This is a genomic window from Nocardiopsis halotolerans DSM 44410 (assembly GCF_000341065.1).
GTDB classification, from domain to species: Bacteria; Actinomycetota; Actinomycetes; order Streptosporangiales; family Streptosporangiaceae; genus Nocardiopsis; species Nocardiopsis halotolerans.
The window spans coordinates 15,554-32,270 of the sequence record NZ_ANAX01000198.1; the positions used below are offsets into that span (position 1 = coordinate 15,554).

Sequence of the window (16,717 nt, forward strand, 5' to 3'; positions counted from 1 at the left end):
TGGGGGATGCGCCGCCGGCTCCTGAGCGGCTGGGCCAACACCTACGTCAAGACCGTGCTGTCCATGCCGGTCCGCGACGTCACCGCGGGGTTCAAGATCTGGCGGGCCTCGGCGCTGCGCGTCCTGGACCTGGCCAGCATCCAGAGCACCGGTTACGCCTTCCAGGTGGAGATGCACTACCGGGCCTACCGGCGCGGCCAGAAGATGGTGGAGATCCCCATCCACTTCGAGGACCGCGCCGTGGGCCAGAGCAAGCTCGACGGCGCCGTCGCCCTGGAGGCCGCCCTGCGCCCGCTGCGCCTGCGCCGCGCCGAGCGATCCCGCCGTTAGGCGGTGACCGCAGGGGCCCATCGGCGGCGGACCCGGTCGGCCCGCTGGTCGCCCGGTGCTTTCCCCTCGCGGGGATGACATACGCGTGGCGGTTTGGGGCATCGGTCTAGTGAGGGAAAGGGGGCGAAAGCAGTGACTGAAGAACCCTATGACGTGGACACCGACATGGGGGACGACCCCGAGCTGAGCAAGGCCGTCGCGAGGGAACGGCGCATCGAGGCCGACTACGACATCCAGGAGTACGACTTCCCGGACCCCGAAACCCAGGGGACCGACAGTTCGGGGCCCCGGGGGATCGACGAGGGGGTGCGTTCCGAGCGCAGCGACCTCTATCCGCGTGAGAGCTGGGGAGGGGAGACCCGCAGCGCGGAGGAGGAGGCCCTCCACGAGGAGGACGACTCGGTCACGCCCGACGTCGACCAGGGGATAGCCGCCAGGGACGAGCACCCCGACCGGCCGTACGCCCACCCGGCGGACACGCCCCACGGCGACCGTGAGGACGAGCGCGACCGGACCACCGACGAGACCGGTTACGTTCCCGACGCCGAGGACCCGAGGGACACCGGAGCCCCGGACGTCCCCACCAGCGGGTCCGGCCACGTCCGTGACGACGAGGAACCGGGGGAGACCGAGGCCCGGGACATCTGACGCCCTTCCGGTGGCTCCGGCGGGGTGCGGCGGCTCCGGCCGCCACGGACCTCCGGGGCCACCGGGGCCGCCCTCGTGCGGCCCGGGCCGCGCCCGTCACGCCGCGGGGCCCGCCTACTCCCCGGCGTGGGAGCCCGGGCACGAGCGCAGCGGCGGCCCCGACGCACCGCAGAACCGCAGGGGCCGTTCCTCGGCGGGCGCCTCGGCCACCTCGGCTGCTCCCGGCATCCGTCCGCGCGGCAGGAGCAGCGCGCACAGCGCGGCCAGCACGCACAGTCCCGCCAGGATCAGCATCGCCGTTCCGAACCCCCGCGCGATCGAGGCCGGATCCATGTCAGCGCCCTCGCCGCTGGTCCCACCGATCCCGGCGAGCACCGGTACCGCGGCCACACCGATCAGCTGCGCGCCACGCGCGAAGGTGTTGTTCACCCCCGAGGCCAAACCAGCGTGCCGCTGCGGCGCCGACGCCAGCACGGTCGCCGTCAACGGCGCCACGGTCGTCGACAACCCCAGCGCCACCAACAGGACACCGGGCAGCACCTCCGTCAGGTAGGGCGCCTCGGCTCCCAGCCGTGACAGCAGCACGAACCCCACGGCCAGCAGCAGCGGTCCCACGAACAGCTGCGGTCTCGGGCCGATCCGGGCCGCGAGCCTGCCCGAACCCGCCGACAGCGCCAGCATCAGGACGGTGATCGGCAGGGAGGCCGNNNNGCCACCTCCTGGAGGTGGATCACCAGCAGGAAGAGCAGGGGGCCCAGCGAGCCGTAGACCAGCACCGTCGCGGCGTTGGTCACGCTGAACGCGGTCGAGGAGAAGATGCCCAGCGGCAGCATCGGACCCGGGACGCGCGCCTCCACCACCAGGAAGCCCGACAGGGCCAGGACACCGACCACCGCTCCGGTCCACACGGCCGGGGTGGCGCCCACCGCGCCCCACTGGATCAGCGCGTAGGTGATCCCGCCCAACGCCACCACGCCCAGCAGGGCTCCCGGGTAGTCCAGCCGCCCGGAGGCGGCGGCGTCGCGCGACTCGGGCACCGCGAACCAGGCGATCACCAGCACCGCCACCGCGATCGGCAGGTTGATGAGGAAGATCAGCCGCCAGTCGCCGATCTGCACCAGCCAGCCGCCCACGAACGGCCCCACCGCCGACGCCACGCCGGTCAGACCCGACCAGGCGCCGATGGCCCGTGCCCGGTCCTGTTCGCGGAAGTTCGACTGGAGGATCGCCAGGCTCCCCGGGGTCAGCAGCGCTCCGCCCACACCCTGCGCCACACGGCCCGCCACCAGCCACCCGAGGGTGGGCGCGAACGTGCACAGCGCCGACGCCAGGGCGAACAGCGCCACACCCGCCATGAACAGGCGCACCCGGCCGAACCGGTCCGAGAGCGCGCCGCTGAGCAGGATCAGCGCGGACAGCGTGACCATGTAGCCGTTGACGATCCACTGCAACCCGGCCAACCCCGTGTCCAGGTCGCCCTGGATGGCGGGCAGCGCCACCGTCACCACGGTCGAGTCCAGGAAGGCCATCCCCGAACCGAGCACCGTGGCGGTGAGCGTCCACCGGGCCGCGGGGGTTCCCCACGCCACCCCGTCCGCCGGTACCGAAGCGGTCCTTCCCACACCACCCACCTCCGAGGCCCCACAGTACGGCGAGGGCCCTCCCGCCCGGAGGCTGAGGAGGGCCCGCGTGTCGTTCCCGCTGTGGTCATCGGAAGTCGTTCGGGTGTCGGCGGGGTTCTGGAGGATCCAGAGGTTCGTGCCTTCGGGGACGCCCGAACACGGGGCGAAGCGGAGCCCCAGAGAAGACACCGTTCGGGCGCCCCGGGGGCGAGGACCCCGGGGCGCCCGAAGGGAGTGTGACCTACTCGCTGGCCAGCGCCCCGGTGATCGAGGTGGACGCCGCCCGGCGCGCGGGCAGCACCGACGCCAGCAGTCCGGCCAGGACCGCGATCACGATGAACACCGCGATCTGGACGGACGGGATGGCGAAGATCATGTTCGGCAGCACCGCCGCACCGGCGGCCCACCCGAACAGCACACCCAGAGCGATACCGATACCGGCGCCGATCAGGCACAGCAGCACGGCCTCCACGCTCAGCATCCGGCGCAGCTGCCCCCGGGCCAGCCCCAGCGCCCGCAGCAGAGCGGATTCACGGGTGCGCTCCAGCACCGACAGGGCCATCGTGTTGGAGATGCCGAACACCGCGATGATGATCGCCAGACCCAGCATGGCCGCGATGGTGTAGAAGGCGATGTCGAGCATCTGGGTGAACTGGTTCTTCATCTCGGCGGCCGAACCGACCTGCATGGTCGGGTGGTCCTCGACCGCAGTGTAGACCGCGTCGCGCACCTCGGCGGGGTCGGCGCCCTCCGCCGCGCGGACGAAGAGCATCTCGGCCTCGTCCACCCCGGGGAAGGCCCTGGTGAAGTCCTCCTCGGTGACGGTCACGCCGGAGAGCATCTGCATGTCCTCCACCACCGCGACGACCTCCAGGGACAGATCCTCCCCGTTCTCCGAGGAAATGGTGAACGTGTCACCGATCCCGACCCCGGCGTCGTCGGCGTAACTCTGCGCCAGCACGACCTCGCCCGGGTCGAAGCCGGTCAGCTCGCCCTCGACGACGTCGCTGGTGACGTCGACGCCGACCTCGGCGCCCGGATAGGTGTAGACGGGGAGCCCTCCGCCGTCGTCCTGACCGACGAAGGCGCTGCTCTGGCCGAAGACCTGGCCCAGATCCGGCTGGCTCTCCAACGCCACCCGGACCTCGTCGGGAACGGTGGGGAACTCGGGTGCGTCCGACACCTCTTCGGCTCCGCCCCCCTGCTCGGCGGACCCGGCACCGGTCTCCCCGGCGGCGTCCCCCTCGGCGGGCTCGCCCTCGGTGTTCTCGCCGGACGCGGCGGCCCCCTCGTGCTGGCCCGCGGCTGCCTCGGTACCCTCGGTACCCTCGGCGGGAGCCTCCTCGGCGCCCTCGCTCCCACTCTCCTCCGGCTCTTCCATGGAGAACTGCGGGGTGATCTGGTAGTCCACCGGGAACTGCTCCTCGAGCATGCGGGTCATGGTGGCCTCGGTGGAGGAGCTGATGACCGAGTACCCGGTGATGAGCGTGGCGCCCACGGTCAGGGCGATCATCGCGGTGGCCGCACGGCGCGGGCTGCGGGTGGAGTTGTCCACCGCCAGCATGCTCGGCACGCCCACCTTCCGCAGGGGGACACCCACCAGGCGCACGATGCCGCGCACCAGCAGCGGACCCAGCACGACCACGCCCACGAACGCGATCAGAGCGGCGCCGGTCACGATGAACAGCAGGTACGGGCTCATCTCCATCGTCCGGGACAGGGCGACCAGACCGGCCGAGACGGCGAAGGCCAGCAGCCCGAAGACGACGCGGATCCAGCCCGTGCCCTTCTCCAGCCCGGCGGCGGTGGCACTGGTGCGCAGTGCCGCCAGCGGTGCCACCCGGGTGGCGCGCGTGGCCGGGACCAGGGCGGAGAACACGGTCACCACGGTGCCGATCGCCATGCCGACCAGGACCGCCGTCGGCGTGATCACCACGGACACGGAGGTCTCGACGCCCATCATCGGTCCGCCGAAGCGAGCACCGGCCATGCCGACGCCCACACCGGCCAGCACACCCAGGGCGGAGGCGACCAGGCCCACGACCATCGACTCGGCCAGCACCGACCGGAAGACCTGGCCGCGCTTGGCGCCCACACAGCGCAGCAGGGCCATCTCACGCTGGCGCTGCGCGATGAGGATGGCGAAGGTGTTGTAGATGACGATTCCGGCGACGAACATCGCGATGAGCGCGAACAGCAGCAGCGCGACGCGCAACATCTCGGTCTGGCCGCCCACGTTCTCGGCCAGCTCCAGACCGTACTCCTCACCGGTCTGGACCTCGGCCCCGGAGCCGAGCGCCGCGGCCACGGCGTCGGCCACCTCCTCGGGGGTGTGTCCCTCTGCCGCGAGCACGTCGATCTCGCCGTAGCCCTCGGCCCCGGTCATCTCCCGGATGGTGGCCGGATCGAAGATGACGGCGCCCCTGGAGCTGTAGGTCGGGTCCACGCCGAACTCGACCAGTCCGGTGAGGGTGAACTCCCGCTTGTCCTGCTCGGAGTCGAGCACGGTGACCGTGTCGCCGACCGCGAAGCCGGTCTGTTCGGCGGTGGAGGTGGCCAGGGCGATCTCGTCCCCATTCGAGGGCAGCTCGCCCTCGTCGGCGGAGAGACGGCTGGTCCCGTCCAACGCGACCGCGGCGGGCGGCACGAAACCGACCGCGCGGCCGTCGGCGTCCAGGAGTACGGTCTGGTCCTCCAGGATTCCGCCAGCCTCGGCGACCTCGGGCAGGGCGCGGACCTCGTCGAGCTGCTCCCCGGTGAAGGGGACCGGCTCCTCGGGGGGCTCCGGTCCCTCGGGCTCTTCCATCGTGGGTTCGGCGATCGCGTCGACGCTGGTCGCCGAGCCCATCACGGACTCCTCGTAGTTGGCGTTCAGGGTGTCGGCGAAGACCATGGTCCCCGAGACGAACATGACCCCCAGCAGGATCGCCAACACGGTGGTGACGTACCGGGACTTGTGCAGACGCAGCCCGGCCAGTGTGGTGCGCAGCATGTCCCTCAGGCCTCTTCCAGCTTCAGCAGTCGCGCGGAGACCAGCTCGGCGGTGGGTTCGGTGACCTCGTCCACCAGCCGTCCGTCACGCAGGAAGACCACGCGGTCGGCGTAGGAGGCGGCCACGGGGTCGTGGGTGACCATGACGATGGTCTGGTTCAGGTCGCGGGCCGAGTCGCGCAGGAACGCCAGCACCTCGGCCCCCGAACGCGAGTCCAGGTTGCCGGTGGGCTCGTCGGCGTAGACGACCTCGGGCGCGTTGAGCAGGGCGCGGGCCACGGCCACGCGCTGCTGCTGGCCGCCGGAGAGCTTGGCGGGCAGGTGGTGGAGCCGCTCACGCAGGCCCACCACGTCGATGATGTGGTCGAACCGCTGCTTGTCGACCCCGCGCCGGGCGATCTGCGACGGCAGCAGGATGTTCTGCTCGGCGGTCAGCATCGGCAGCAGGTTGAACGACTGGAAGATGAACCCGATCCGGTCGCGGCGCAGCAGGGTCAGCTCGGCGTCGCGCAGACCGGTGATCTGGGTGCGACCCAGGTGCACGGTGCCCGAGGTGGCCACGTCCAGCCCCGCCAGGCAGTGCATCAGGGTGGACTTGCCGGAGCCGGAGGGGCCCATGATCGCGGTGAAGGCGCCGCGGTGGAACTCCACGTCCACACCGGCGAGGGCGTGTACCTGGTTGTCGCCGGTGTCGTAGGTCTTGGTGAGTCCCCGGGCGACCACCACCGGCGGCGGGGTGACCGTGGGGTCGGGCTTCACAGTGGACTCGGTCACGGCAGACAGCTCCAGGAAATCGGGGATGGTGTCGGGAGCCGGGCGGACTCTCCGCCTCGGCACCCACCACGCTAGGTCCGCCGGAACCGCCGGGACGTCCACCGCGGGACCGATCCGTGAGGAGTCCAAAGGGACGACGGAGGGCGGGTTCGCGACTCCTTCGTCGGGTCTGCGCACCGACTTTCGTCGGGGCCGAGCCGGTCACCCAACGTGACGAACTCCGGAGCTGAGGGGCGTGACCTGCGGTGATGAGGAGGACCGACGATCAGACCGTGGGACCAGGCGACCGCGCGGGCGCCGGGAGTCACCAAGTGCGCCGCCGTAGACTCCGCACCATGAGGAGCTGGGACAACGACCGCGGCGGAGCCGTCGGGGGCCTGTGGAACAGGAACCGCGAGTGGTGGTGGAAACGACGCCTGGGCATCGCCGACTGGCTCTACGCCGTGCTTCCCCTCCCGTTCAGCGGGCTCATGCAGCTCGGCTCCGCGACCGGCAGCCCGATCGGCCTGTTCGGCGGTCTCCTCGGCGCCATCCCCCCCGCCCTGGCCTCCCTCAACATCCTGGCCGGACTCGTCGGCGGGTTCGTCCTCTTCGTGATCCCGGTCCTGTGGGCGGGGCTGACGGTGCTCCTGCGGCGAACCGCCCCGCAGTGGCTCCTCGTTACCGGTTTCGTGCTGCTGCTGCTCTTCGCCAACTTCGTCCCCGCGGCGATCGCCCTGTACTCGTACGCGGTGTACCACTCCAACAGGCGTCAGCTGGTGGGCTGGTTCCTTCTGTACGCCCTGGCCATGGTCCTCGCCTACCAGGCCAACATCTTCGGGCAGGTGTTCCTGATCGGGATGCTGCTGGTCGTGCCCATGACCGTCGGCCTGTGGGTGGGCACCCGGCGCCAGCTCATCGACCGGCTCCACGAGCGGGCCGAACGCCTCGAGCGCGAACAGCACATGCTGGCCGACCAGGCCATCACCGCCGAGCGCACCCGCATCGCCCGGGAGATGCACGACGTGGTCGCGCACCGGGTCAGCCTCATGGTCCTGCACGCGGGCGGACTGGAGGTCTCCTCCGACGACCCGCGTACCGTCGAGGCCGCGGGACTCATCCGCACCACCGGCCGGGAGGCCCTCTCCGAGCTGCGGGGCATCCTCGGGGTCCTGCGCGACGACACCGCCGCGGCGCCCACCGCGCCGCAGCCGGTCCTGGCCGACCTGGACCGGCTGGGGGGGGGGNTGGGGGAGTGGCGCGCCGCCGGGATGCCGATCCACCGGGAGGACAGCGGCCGGGTACGTCCGCTGCCGACGGGCATCCAGCGCACCGCCTACCGGATCGTCCAGGAGGGTCTGACCAACGCCGCCAAGCACGCGCCCGGCGCCGCCGTCACCCTGCGCCTGCACTACGGCGCCCACCAGCTGGAACTGGAGGTGGCCAACGATCCCGCCCCGGCCCCGACGGCGCCCATGCCCCGCAGCGGGTTCGGGCTGACCGGCCTGCACGAGCGCGTCGTCCTGTCCGGCGGCAGCCTCAGCGCCGGGGTGTGCGCCGACGGCGGGTGGCGGCTGCGCGCTATCTTGCGAACCGACACCCCACCCGGCACGGAAGAGGTCCCCGACGGTGATCCGTACGCTCCTGGTCGATGACGAGCTCCTGGTCAGATCCGGCCTGCGCATGATCCTGGACTCCGCCCCCGACATCGAGGTGGTGGGTGAGGGCAGCGACGGGGACGAGGGCGTACGCCTGGCCCGGGAGCTCCTACCGGACGTGGTGCTGCTCGACATCCGCATGCCGGGCACCGACGGGATCACCGCCGCCGCACAGCTGGCCGACCTGCCCGAACCGCCCCGGGTGGTCCTGCTGACCACCTTCGACCTGGACGAGTACGTGCACAGCGCGCTGCGGGCCGGAGCCGTGGGTTTCCTGCTCAAGGACACCCCGCCGCGCGACCTCATCGGCGCGGTGCGCACCGTCCACGAGGGCCACGCCATGCTCGCCCCCAGCGTGACCAAACGCATGCTCGAACGCTTCGCCTCGCCCGCGCCCGCCGACTCGGCCGCGGGCCGCACCGAGGCCGAGCGCCGCCTTTCGGTGCTCAGCGAGCGCGAACGCGCGGTGCTGGTCGCGGTGGCCCAGGGCATGTCCAACGCCGAGGCCGGGCGTGACCTGGGCATGCGCGAGGCCACGGTGAAGGCGCACGTCAGCCGGATCCTGGCCAAGCTGGAGATGTCCAACCGGGTGCAGGCCGCCATCCTGGCCCACGACGCGGGCTGGGCCTGAGGCTCCGACGGCCCGGACACGAACACCCGCCGCCCGGACGGGCGCCGCCGCCCGCGTCGGTCTACCGCCCCGTCGTCCTCCCATGGTCCAGCAGCGAACGCACCCGCGACGGGGTCGCGCCCACCGCCCGTCGCAGACGTTCGGTGAAGTGGGAGTGACTGGAGTAACCGAGGGAGGCGGCCAGGGCGGCCAGGTCGTCGGCGCCCTCCGCCAGGGCCCGCAGCGCGGACGCGACGCGCAGCCGTTCCCGGAACCCGTGGAGGGTGACGCCCTGCACCGCGCGGAAGACCCGGGCCAGGTGGTAGGGGGAGCAGCCCGTCGCGGCGGCGGCCGTGTCGAGGAGCCGGGGGATCGGCTCGGCGTGGTGTTCGGCGACGAAGGCGGCGGCGGAACGGGCGACGCGGCGGTGGGAGGGCGACGCCCGGGTGTCCCTCCGCCTCGCTCCGGCGGCCGTGACGACCTCTCCCACACGGACGAGGGCCAGTTCCCGCACGGCGTCCGGATCTCGGACACGTTCGCGCAGGGCACGGCGGAACACCAGCGTCCCCAGCTGCTCGCGTGCGTCCAGCACCAGACCACCGGACGGGCCCTCCCCGACCGCCTCGCCCCACAACCGGTGGGACAGGGCGATCACCACGCACGCGTCCCCGCCTCCGGCCGGATGCCCGAAGCGGTAGGGCTCCTCCGCCTCGAGGAGGAGGGCGCTCCCCGGTTCCACGACGTGCGGTGTCCCCCGGACCTCGCAGGAGAACACACCGTCCACCGGCAGCACCAGACGGGGCAGCTCCGCGGCCTCCTCCGCGCCCAGCGGCGCGCGCGGGGCCGAGCAGAGCACGTCGGTGACCCGTACCCCGCCGAGGTCGGCGAGGGAGGCGCTACGCAGGGGAGGGGAGTGGCTCACCGGGCGGAGGAGCGCGCCGCGGCGAGGCCGTCTCCGACGAGGTCGTAGTGCGCCGAGTGCTCGTCGAACCGCTCCAGGAGGGCCCTGGCACGTTCCGGTACCACCGACGCCTCCGGATCGCCTCCGGTGAACGCGGCGACCGCGTGCATGTCGTCGAAGGACATCACCGTCACGAACTCCACCTCATCCCCGTTCTCCGGGCGGCGCCACGCCTCCAGACCGCGCAGTCCCGGTACGTTCCGCGCGGCGATCCCGGGGAGGACCTCGCCGAGCAGCAGCCGTTCGTAGGCGTCCGCGTTGGCGGTGGAGGCCCACCCGTGCCACAGCCGTCTGATCATCGTGCTCCTCCTCGTCACCGTCGAACACGTCACTTCGCACGATCATCCCCGTCCCCGTCTCGCGGCGCTGCCATGATCCTGCTCGGTCGCGCACACGGTGCGCCCCGTCCGTGCGTCCGGGCCCCGGCGTCCCCGGGGCGGGGACCGGATAGGGTCACGGTCGACCTCGTTCCCCCGACGAAGGAACCGACCGTGTCACCGCTCCCCTCCTGGCACAGGAAGGTCCTGCCCCGCGTGCTCGGCGGGTTCGGCCTGCTCATGGGCGCCTTCATGGGCAGTTTCGTGGTCAGGTTCACCGAGTCGCCCACGCTCCTGGCGCTGTACGCGTCCGCGGTCCTGGCCTGGTTCGTCTGGTTGGACCGGTCTGGGTCTCGTCTTCGGGGCGGAACCGTATCCGGGCTCCTCCGAGCGGGGAACGCCCGCGGGGGACGCGCGGCCCCTGTCGGGCATGCGGGCGGGGCTGGGCCACATCGGGCTGGTGATCCTGTCCTGGATGGTTCCCGTGGGGTCTTCGCACACCTGGCTGCTGTTTCCCAGCATGATGTTCATCCTCGCGGTCATCATCGGCATACCTCGGCCACCACAGGCCGAGGACGGGGAGGGACACGGGGACCCGCGCGGGTGACACACCTCACGAGGCCTCGTCGGGCTCTCGCGGCCGTACCCGTGCGCCCGGAATCCCCGCAGATGGGCGGGGATGGGCCGTTGCCCACCTCGGTTGCGTTTACCGACGGGTAGCTCGGTACGCTGCAAGGCGATCCCACCCCCTTGCGACACCATGTCGCAACGTCACGTCGTGGCTGATCACAGCAGCCGCAGGAGAAGAGGAGCCCCTATGTCGCGCTCGGTACTGGTCACCGGCGGCAACCGCGGAATCGGCCTGGCCATCGCCCGTGAGCTGGCCGCGGGCGGAGACGACGTCGCGGTGACCTACCGTTCCGGCGAGCCCCCGGAGGGCCTGCTGGGCGTCCGCTGCGACATCACCGACTCCGCGCAGGTCGACGCCGCCTTCAAGGAGGTCGAGGAGGCGCAGGGCCCCGTCGAGGTGCTCGTCGCCAACGCCGGGATCACCAAGGACCAGCTCCTCGCCCTCATGAGCGAGGACGACTTCTCCTCCGTCCTGGACACCAACCTCACCGGCTCCTTCCGCGTCGCCAAGCGCGCCGTGCGCGGCATGATGCGCAAGCGTTCCGGCCGCATCATCCTCGTCTCCTCCGTGGTGGGCCTCATGGGCTCGGGCGGGCAGGCCAACTACGCCGCCTCCAAGGCCGGTCTCGTCGGTTTCGGCCGCTCCCTGGCCCGCGAGCTCGGTTCGCGCAACATCACCGTCAACGTCGTCTCGCCCGGTTTCGTCGAGACCGACATGACCGCCGCCCTGCCCGAGGAGCGCCAGGCCGAGATCAAGAAGAACGTCCCCCTGGGCCGCATCGGCTCCACCGACGACATCGCCAGGACGGTGGGTTTCCTCGCCGGGCCCGGCGGTGCCTACATCACCGGCGCCGTGATCCCCGTCGACGGCGGCCTGGGCATGGGCCACTGACCGGCGCCACCCGACCGGCGCCACGCCCCCTTCCACCTCCAGCCACCGGAAGGGCCCCCTTCCGCGTAACGGACCAAAGACAGGACGGACGACCCGAACCATGGGAATCCTCGAAGGTAAGCGCATCCTCGTCACCGGGGTGCTCACCGACTCCTCCATCGCCTTCCACGTGGCCCGACTCGCCCAGGAGCAGGGCGCCACGGTCGTGCTCACCGGCTACGGCCGTCTGAGCCTGGTGGAGCGCATCGCCAAGCGCCTGCCCGAGACGCCCCCGGTCCTGGAGCTGGACGTCACCGACGACGAGCAGCTGAACAGCCTGGCCGCCCGCGTGGGTGAGCACGTCGACGGCCTCGACGGCATCGTGCACTCCATCGGCTTCACGCCGCAGGAGGCCCTGGGCGGCAACTTCCTCAACACCGAGTGGTCGGACGTGGCCACGGCCATGCACACGTCCACCTTCTCCCTGAAGTCGCTGACCACCTCCCTGACGCCGCTGATGGGCAACGGCGGCTCGGTCGTGGCGCTGGACTTCGACAACAGCGTCTCCTACCCCATCTACGACTGGATGGGCGTCGCCAAGTCCGCGCTCACCTCCACCGCCCGGTACCTGGCCCGCTACGTCGGTGAGCAGGACATCCGGGTCAACCTGGTCTCCGCCGGGCCGCTGAGCACCATGGCCGCCCGCAGCATCCCCGGGTTCAGCGAGCTGGCCAAGCACTGGCCCGAACGCGCCCCGCTGGGCTGGGACGTCACCAACCCCGAGCCCGCCGCCAAGGCGGTCGTGGCGCTTCTGTCCGACTGGTTCCCCGCCACCACCGGCGAGATCGTCCACGTCGACGGCGGTTTCCACTCCACCGGCGCCTGATCCGCGGACCGAGGCCGGGAACGCCCCGGTCGGGCCGCACGCGCGTGCGATAGGTTGACGCGGGCGGGGCCACCCTTCGGGGGTGCCCCGCCCGCTTGCCGTTGCGGTGCCGGTGCGGCGTGTACACCCGTGTGCCCGAAGCGACCCGTGTGACCCTGGCAGGCGGCTGGAGAAGCCACGACCGAAGGGGACGGTATGGATCTGGGACTGTCGGGGGCGCGGGTCGCCGTGACCGGGGCCAGCAGGGGGATCGGCCGGGCCATCGCCCAGGTGTTCGCCGAGGAGGGCGCCGACCTGGCGCTCTGCGCGCGCACCCCCGAGCCGCTGGCCGAGGCCGCCCGTGAACTGGAGAGCACCGGCGCGAAGGTGTTCTCACGCCCCCTGGACGTCACCGACCACGACGCGCTCCCCGTATTCGTCGACGACGCCGCGGCCGAGCTCGGCGGTCTGGACGTGCTGGTGTCCAACGTCTCCGGTGGCAGCGCGCCCACCCCCGACCAGTGGGAACGGGGCTTCGCGGCCGACGTCATGCCGTTCGTGCGCCTGGCCGAGGCGGCCGAACCCCACCTGCGGAGCTCGGAGCGCGGCGGCTCGGTGGTGCTGGTCTCCACGACCTCCGCGCTGCACGTCACCGAGCCCGCCGGTCCGCGTTCCTACGGCGCGGTCAAGGCGGCCCTCAACCACCACGCGGCCTCGCTGGCCCGCGCGTGGGCGGGCGAGGGGATCCGGGTCAACACCGTCTCGCCGGGGCCGATCGAGTTCCCGGGAGGGGGCTGGGACCGCCGCCGGAACAACGACCCGGAGCTCTACGAGTCCATCCGCGAGCGCATTCCCCACGGGCGCCTCGGACGTCCCGAGGAGGTCGCCCGCGCGGTCGTTTTCCTGGCCGGCCCGGCCGCCACCTTCGTCACCGGGCAGAACCTGGTGGTCGACGGCGGGTTCCTCGACCGGGTCTGAGGGGTTCCGGGTGCATCCGGAGGGGCGGGGAACGCGCGAGCGGGTTCGTGCGGTGCCTGGTGTCCGGCTCTCCGCCCCCGATGCCTGGTGTCCGGCCTTCGGTTGCCGGTGCCCGCGCCCCCGTTCACGCGCGGGGCGCGGGCACCGCGCCGTCAGGCGTGCGACCGGTCGCCGCGATGCGCCCGGAGGCGCAGGACGGTGACGGCGGCGCCGAGCACGCCCGCGACCAGCAGCGCCACCGACACGTCGGGCAGCCAGGTCAGGGCCGGGCGCAACCCGAAGCCCGCCACCAGCCACACCGCCGTGCCCGCCGCGACGAGCCCGAGGAACGACCACAGCGCCGTCGCCCACGGGCGGGGCCGCCGGACCCTTATGGCCGCGACGCCCCCCGCCCCGAGTGCCACCGCGGCGGCGGTCGGCACCCACACGGCCGCCGGGTACAACGGGTCGGAGCCGGGGGAGGCAGGGGAGTCGCCGCCCGCGACCAGGTGGGCCAGTCCGAAGGCGACCGCCTGGATTCCTCCGTCGCGCAGCACGCCGTAGGCGTTCTGGAGGACCACCACCGCACGTTCGTGGCCGGGCAGCAGCACGACCATCGACGCGTGCCCGGGGGTGGCGCCGCCGTGGAAGACGATGGGTTCGTCGAGGTCGTCCAGGGCGGTGTCGCGCCAGCCCAGGCCGTACTCCTGGTCCGAGCCGGGAACGGGGACCGTTCCCGTCCGCGCCCGTTCCAGGACGGCGGCGTCGAGCACGGGCGGGTCCGCGTCCAGCTGCGCTTGCGCGAACGCGGACAGGTCGGTGAGGTCACCGCCCAGGTAGCCGTAGGACACACCGGCGTCGTCCACGCCGTCCGCGTCGGCCACCTGAACGCCCCACAGCGTGCGGTGTCCGGGTGTCAGCCCCGCCTCCCGGGCCTCCTCCGCGCTGACGAAGGCGCCGTCCATCCCCAGCGGGTCAAGGACGCTGGTGCGCAGGTGGGCGGCGAAGTCCCCCGTCACCTCCTCGATGACCGCGCCCAGTACCAGGTAGTTCGCGCTGCTGTACTCGTGGGTGCCCGGGTCCCCCGGATCGGAGGCGGCGATCCGCGCCACCCGCGCGTCGAAGTCCGCCGACCCCTCCCCGTGGACGTCGCTGGTGGAGAGCGCGACGTCGGAGGTGAGCCCCGAGGTCTGGGTGAGCAGGTCGCGCACCGTGGGGTCGGCGCCGAAATCGCCGAAGGCGGGCAGGTACTCCGCGACCCGCGCGTCCAGGTCGAGGCGTCCCTCCTCGGCCAGGACCAGCGCGGCGGTGGCGGTCACGGGTTTGGCCACCGATCCCCACAGGAACGGGGTGTGCTCGTCGACCGGCGCGCCGTCACCGTCCACGCCGTGGAGCCCCTGGTGCTCGACCCCCTCCGGTCCGATCACGGCGTAGGCCAGTCCGGGGGTGTCGGTGGCCTCCATCCGCTCCCGCGCGTAGGAGTCCAGGGTGGCGGGGGTGACCGCGGGCGCGGGTGGTGGTGCGGCGGGGGCCGAGGGTGACGCGAGGGCTGCGGAGGCCACGAGGACTGCGGGGACCACAGGAGCCAGGGCGAGCAGGAGGGCGAGGGGAGTGCGCACGAGGACCTTCCTATAACCGTATGTCCATACGATTATTACCGTACCCTGATACGGTTATCCAGTGCCGAGAACCGCAGACCACGCCCGAAGGCGCGCGCAGATCACCGACGCCGTGTGCGGGCTGATCGCCGAACGAGGGCTGGACGCCGTGACCGTGGCCCGCACCGCCTCCCGCGCGGGTATCTCCGTCGGTCTCGTGCAGCACTACTTCCCGTCCAAGGACGACATGCTGCTGCACGCGTTCGAGCGGGTGAGCGGGGCCGTCGCGGCCCGTGTCGCGGACATCACCAGCGAGGGGACGCGCCACGAGAGGTCCATCGCAGAGATCGTGCTGGCCGCGCTGGCCGAGCACCTGCCGCTGGACGAGGCGCGCCGCGCGGAGTTCCGGGTGACGCGTGTCTTCGCGGGCCGGGCCCTGGAGAACCCGGCCCTGGCCGAGGTCGACGCGCGTACCGCCGCCGGGCTGCACGCGGAGATCGCCCGGGCCGTCGGCAACGGTGTGGAGTGCGGCGAGGTGGAACCGGGCGTGGACGCCGACACGGCCGCCGCGCGTGTCGCCGCCGTGCTCGAAGGGCTGGCCACCCAGGTGTACCGGGGCGCGCCCGGCGCGGCCGATCGCGCGTGGGAGGTGCTGCGGGCCGAGGTGGCCGCCGTCTTCACGGGGGAGTGCAGCCAGTACGTCCGCTGAGGGTGGCGGGGTGTCGGCGGGCGCCCCGGCGCGGAGGGACGCCCCGGTTCAGTCGCCCGGGGGGCCGTCGTCGACGGGCGTGCTGAGCCGCTGGGTCTCCGCGTTCAGGATGTCGATCGTGTTGGTGACGTAGTCCGTGATCGCGGCGAGTTCGGCGTCGTCGTACTTGGCCATCAGGCCGCCCATCGCCCGTGAGAGCCCCGTGAGGGCGTCGGAGAGGTCGGGGCGCGCGTCGCTGTTCGCCGAGATGAGGACACGCCGCCGGTCCGCGGGGTCGGGTGTGCGCCGGACGTGGCCCAGGCGGGACAGCCGGTCGACGAGGCCGGTGACCGCTCCGGGGGTCAGGCCCGTCAGTTCGGCCAGCGCGCCCGCGGTGAGCGGGCCCTCGCGTTCGATCAGCCCGAGTGCCCGGTGGTCGAGCGCGCGCAGCCCCAGACGTTGGCCGACGGCCTCGTGGAAGAGCACGACGGCGGTGCTCAACCGCCACCCGAGGTCGGCGCCCCCTGCGGCCGGGTTGGTGTCTGCGTCACTCACGTCCCGATGGTTCCCTCTCTCCCGAGTGTGGCGATCCTGCTTCAGTCTAGCCTATATTTTAGTTTACTGAACTAAAATAATTTCCCCGCGGCTGCTGGGAGTCGGGAGAGCACGATGACAAAGAGCACGATCACCCTCACGGCGGCCGCGCGCGTCCACCTGCGTCTGGCCCTGGAGCCCCCGCGCTGGGCGCTGGCCTTCTACGTCCGCCACCTCGCCCTGGTGGTGGGTGTGTCCCTCGTCCCCGCGGCCGAGCGCTTCACGGCGGCGTTGTGGGGTGATGCGTGGTCGACGCCGGTGCACGTCGCCCTGGAGGTGCTCGCCGAGGGCACGCGGGTGGTCCTGATCCTCCTGGTCGTCCGCATCGCCATCCTGGGGGACGAGCGGGTCCGGCGGGGGCGTCACCTGGGCGACGGCCGCCGTGCCCGGACGTTCCTCGACCGGCGGTGGCCCAGCCTGCTGGTGCAGGCGGGGTTCCTGCTCGCGCTCTTCGTCGTCTTCTCGGTCGTTCCGGAGCAGGTCGTGCCCCTGTGGGTGCCCGCCCCGGCGGAGGACCTCTACTGGGCGCTCCTGCTCGCGGTCAAGAACGTCACGGTCATCGCCTTCACCTTCGTCTGGATGGTCGCCGCCGTCCGCCAGATGCTCGTCGAGGGGGGGCGCCCG

The 16,717-nt window shown here is 72.3% G+C and carries 15 protein-coding genes and 2 pseudogenes (1 of these 17 only partly in view); 10 read left to right on the forward strand and 7 right to left on the reverse strand.

Annotated features, from left to right (window positions below):
• Positions 1–330: pseudogene (locus tag D455_RS30545) on the forward strand (polyprenol monophosphomannose synthase); it begins 458 nt to the left of the window's first position.
• Between the two features lie 132 nt (positions 331–462).
• Positions 463–978, forward strand: a complete 516-nt coding sequence (locus D455_RS30550; RefSeq protein WP_241480257.1) for a hypothetical protein — start codon at positions 463–465, stop codon at positions 976–978.
• Positions 979–1,092: 114 nt separating this feature from the next.
• On the opposite strand, the pseudogene D455_RS32215 reads toward D455_RS30550, so the two are convergent.
• The 3 genes and pseudogenes from D455_RS32215 to D455_RS0115075 form a co-directional block, all read right to left on the reverse strand.
• A pseudogene (locus tag D455_RS32215) lies at positions 1,093–2,600 on the reverse strand (MFS transporter).
• 241 nt (positions 2,601–2,841) lie between these two features.
• On the reverse strand, positions 2,842–5,592 hold the full coding sequence (locus D455_RS0115070) for an ABC transporter permease (protein ID WP_017571545.1): 2,751 nt from the start codon (positions 5,590–5,592) through the stop codon (positions 2,842–2,844).
• A 5-nt stretch (positions 5,593–5,597) separates the two neighbouring features.
• Complete coding sequence (locus D455_RS0115075) at positions 5,598–6,365, reverse strand: ABC transporter ATP-binding protein (RefSeq protein ID WP_017571546.1); 768 nt, start codon at positions 6,363–6,365, stop codon at positions 5,598–5,600.
• A 335-nt stretch (positions 6,366–6,700) separates the two neighbouring features.
• Here D455_RS0115075 and D455_RS0115080 point away from each other — a divergent pair, with 335 nt between their 5' ends.
• Positions 6,701–7,999, forward strand: coding sequence for a sensor histidine kinase (locus tag D455_RS0115080; protein WP_017571547.1), 1,299 nt, complete (start codon positions 6,701–6,703; stop codon positions 7,997–7,999).
• Positions 7,974–8,633 (forward strand): response regulator, encoded by a 660-nt coding sequence (locus D455_RS0115085; RefSeq protein WP_017571548.1) that lies wholly within the window; start codon positions 7,974–7,976, stop codon positions 8,631–8,633. The genes D455_RS0115080 and D455_RS0115085 overlap by 26 nt, the downstream gene beginning before the upstream one ends.
• Before the next feature lie 61 nt (positions 8,634–8,694).
• On the opposite strand, the gene D455_RS32220 is transcribed toward D455_RS0115085, so the two are convergent.
• Positions 8,695–9,534 carry a helix-turn-helix domain-containing protein gene (locus tag D455_RS32220; protein WP_017571549.1) on the reverse strand — a complete coding sequence of 280 codons (840 nt, stop codon included), beginning with the start codon at positions 9,532–9,534 and terminating at the stop codon, positions 8,695–8,697.
• Positions 9,531–9,872: a hypothetical protein gene (locus tag D455_RS0115095; RefSeq protein WP_017571550.1), complete on the reverse strand. Its 342-nt coding sequence runs from the start codon at positions 9,870–9,872 to the stop codon at positions 9,531–9,533. The genes D455_RS32220 and D455_RS0115095 overlap by 4 nt, the downstream gene beginning before the upstream one ends.
• Before the next feature lie 448 nt (positions 9,873–10,320).
• On the opposite strand from D455_RS0115095, the gene D455_RS35405 reads away from it, so the two are divergent.
• The 4 genes from D455_RS35405 to D455_RS0115115 all read left to right on the forward strand — a co-directional run bounded on the left by D455_RS35405 (position 10,321) and on the right by D455_RS0115115 (position 13,234).
• Positions 10,321–10,497, forward strand: coding sequence for a hypothetical protein (locus D455_RS35405; RefSeq protein ID WP_017571551.1), 177 nt, complete (start codon positions 10,321–10,323; stop codon positions 10,495–10,497).
• A 210-nt stretch (positions 10,498–10,707) separates the two neighbouring features.
• Entirely contained in the window at positions 10,708–11,412 is a 705-nt protein-coding gene (gene fabG / locus D455_RS0115105; RefSeq protein ID WP_017571552.1) for a 3-oxoacyl-ACP reductase FabG, read from the forward strand.
• A 100-nt stretch (positions 11,413–11,512) separates the two neighbouring features.
• A complete protein-coding gene (gene fabI, locus D455_RS0115110) occupies positions 11,513–12,277 on the forward strand; it encodes an enoyl-ACP reductase FabI (RefSeq protein WP_017571553.1) in 765 nt (254 codons plus the stop codon).
• A 195-nt stretch (positions 12,278–12,472) separates the two neighbouring features.
• On the forward strand, positions 12,473–13,234 hold the full coding sequence (locus tag D455_RS0115115; RefSeq protein WP_017571554.1) for an SDR family NAD(P)-dependent oxidoreductase: 762 nt from the start codon (positions 12,473–12,475) through the stop codon (positions 13,232–13,234).
• Between the two features lie 152 nt (positions 13,235–13,386).
• On the opposite strand, the gene D455_RS30560 is transcribed toward D455_RS0115115, so the two are convergent.
• Positions 13,387–14,832, reverse strand: a complete 1,446-nt coding sequence (locus D455_RS30560; protein ID WP_017571555.1) for a serine hydrolase domain-containing protein — start codon at positions 14,830–14,832, stop codon at positions 13,387–13,389.
• 61 nt (positions 14,833–14,893) lie between these two features.
• Between D455_RS30560 and D455_RS0115125 the strand changes: the two genes are divergently transcribed.
• The gene (locus D455_RS0115125; RefSeq protein ID WP_026122649.1) at positions 14,894–15,520 is read left to right on the forward strand and encodes a TetR/AcrR family transcriptional regulator; all 627 of its coding nucleotides are present in this window, start codon (positions 14,894–14,896) and stop codon (positions 15,518–15,520) included.
• 48 nt (positions 15,521–15,568) lie between these two features.
• Here the strand turns inward: D455_RS0115125 and D455_RS0115130 are convergent, their stop codons facing one another.
• A complete protein-coding gene (locus D455_RS0115130; RefSeq protein WP_017571557.1) occupies positions 15,569–16,054 on the reverse strand; it encodes a MarR family winged helix-turn-helix transcriptional regulator in 486 nt (161 codons plus the stop codon).
• A gap of 114 nt (positions 16,055–16,168) precedes the next feature.
• Here D455_RS0115130 and D455_RS0115135 point away from each other — a divergent pair.
• Positions 16,169–16,717, forward strand: a 549-nt coding sequence (locus tag D455_RS0115135) for a hypothetical protein (protein WP_017571558.1), incomplete at its 3' end; no start/stop codon positions are given.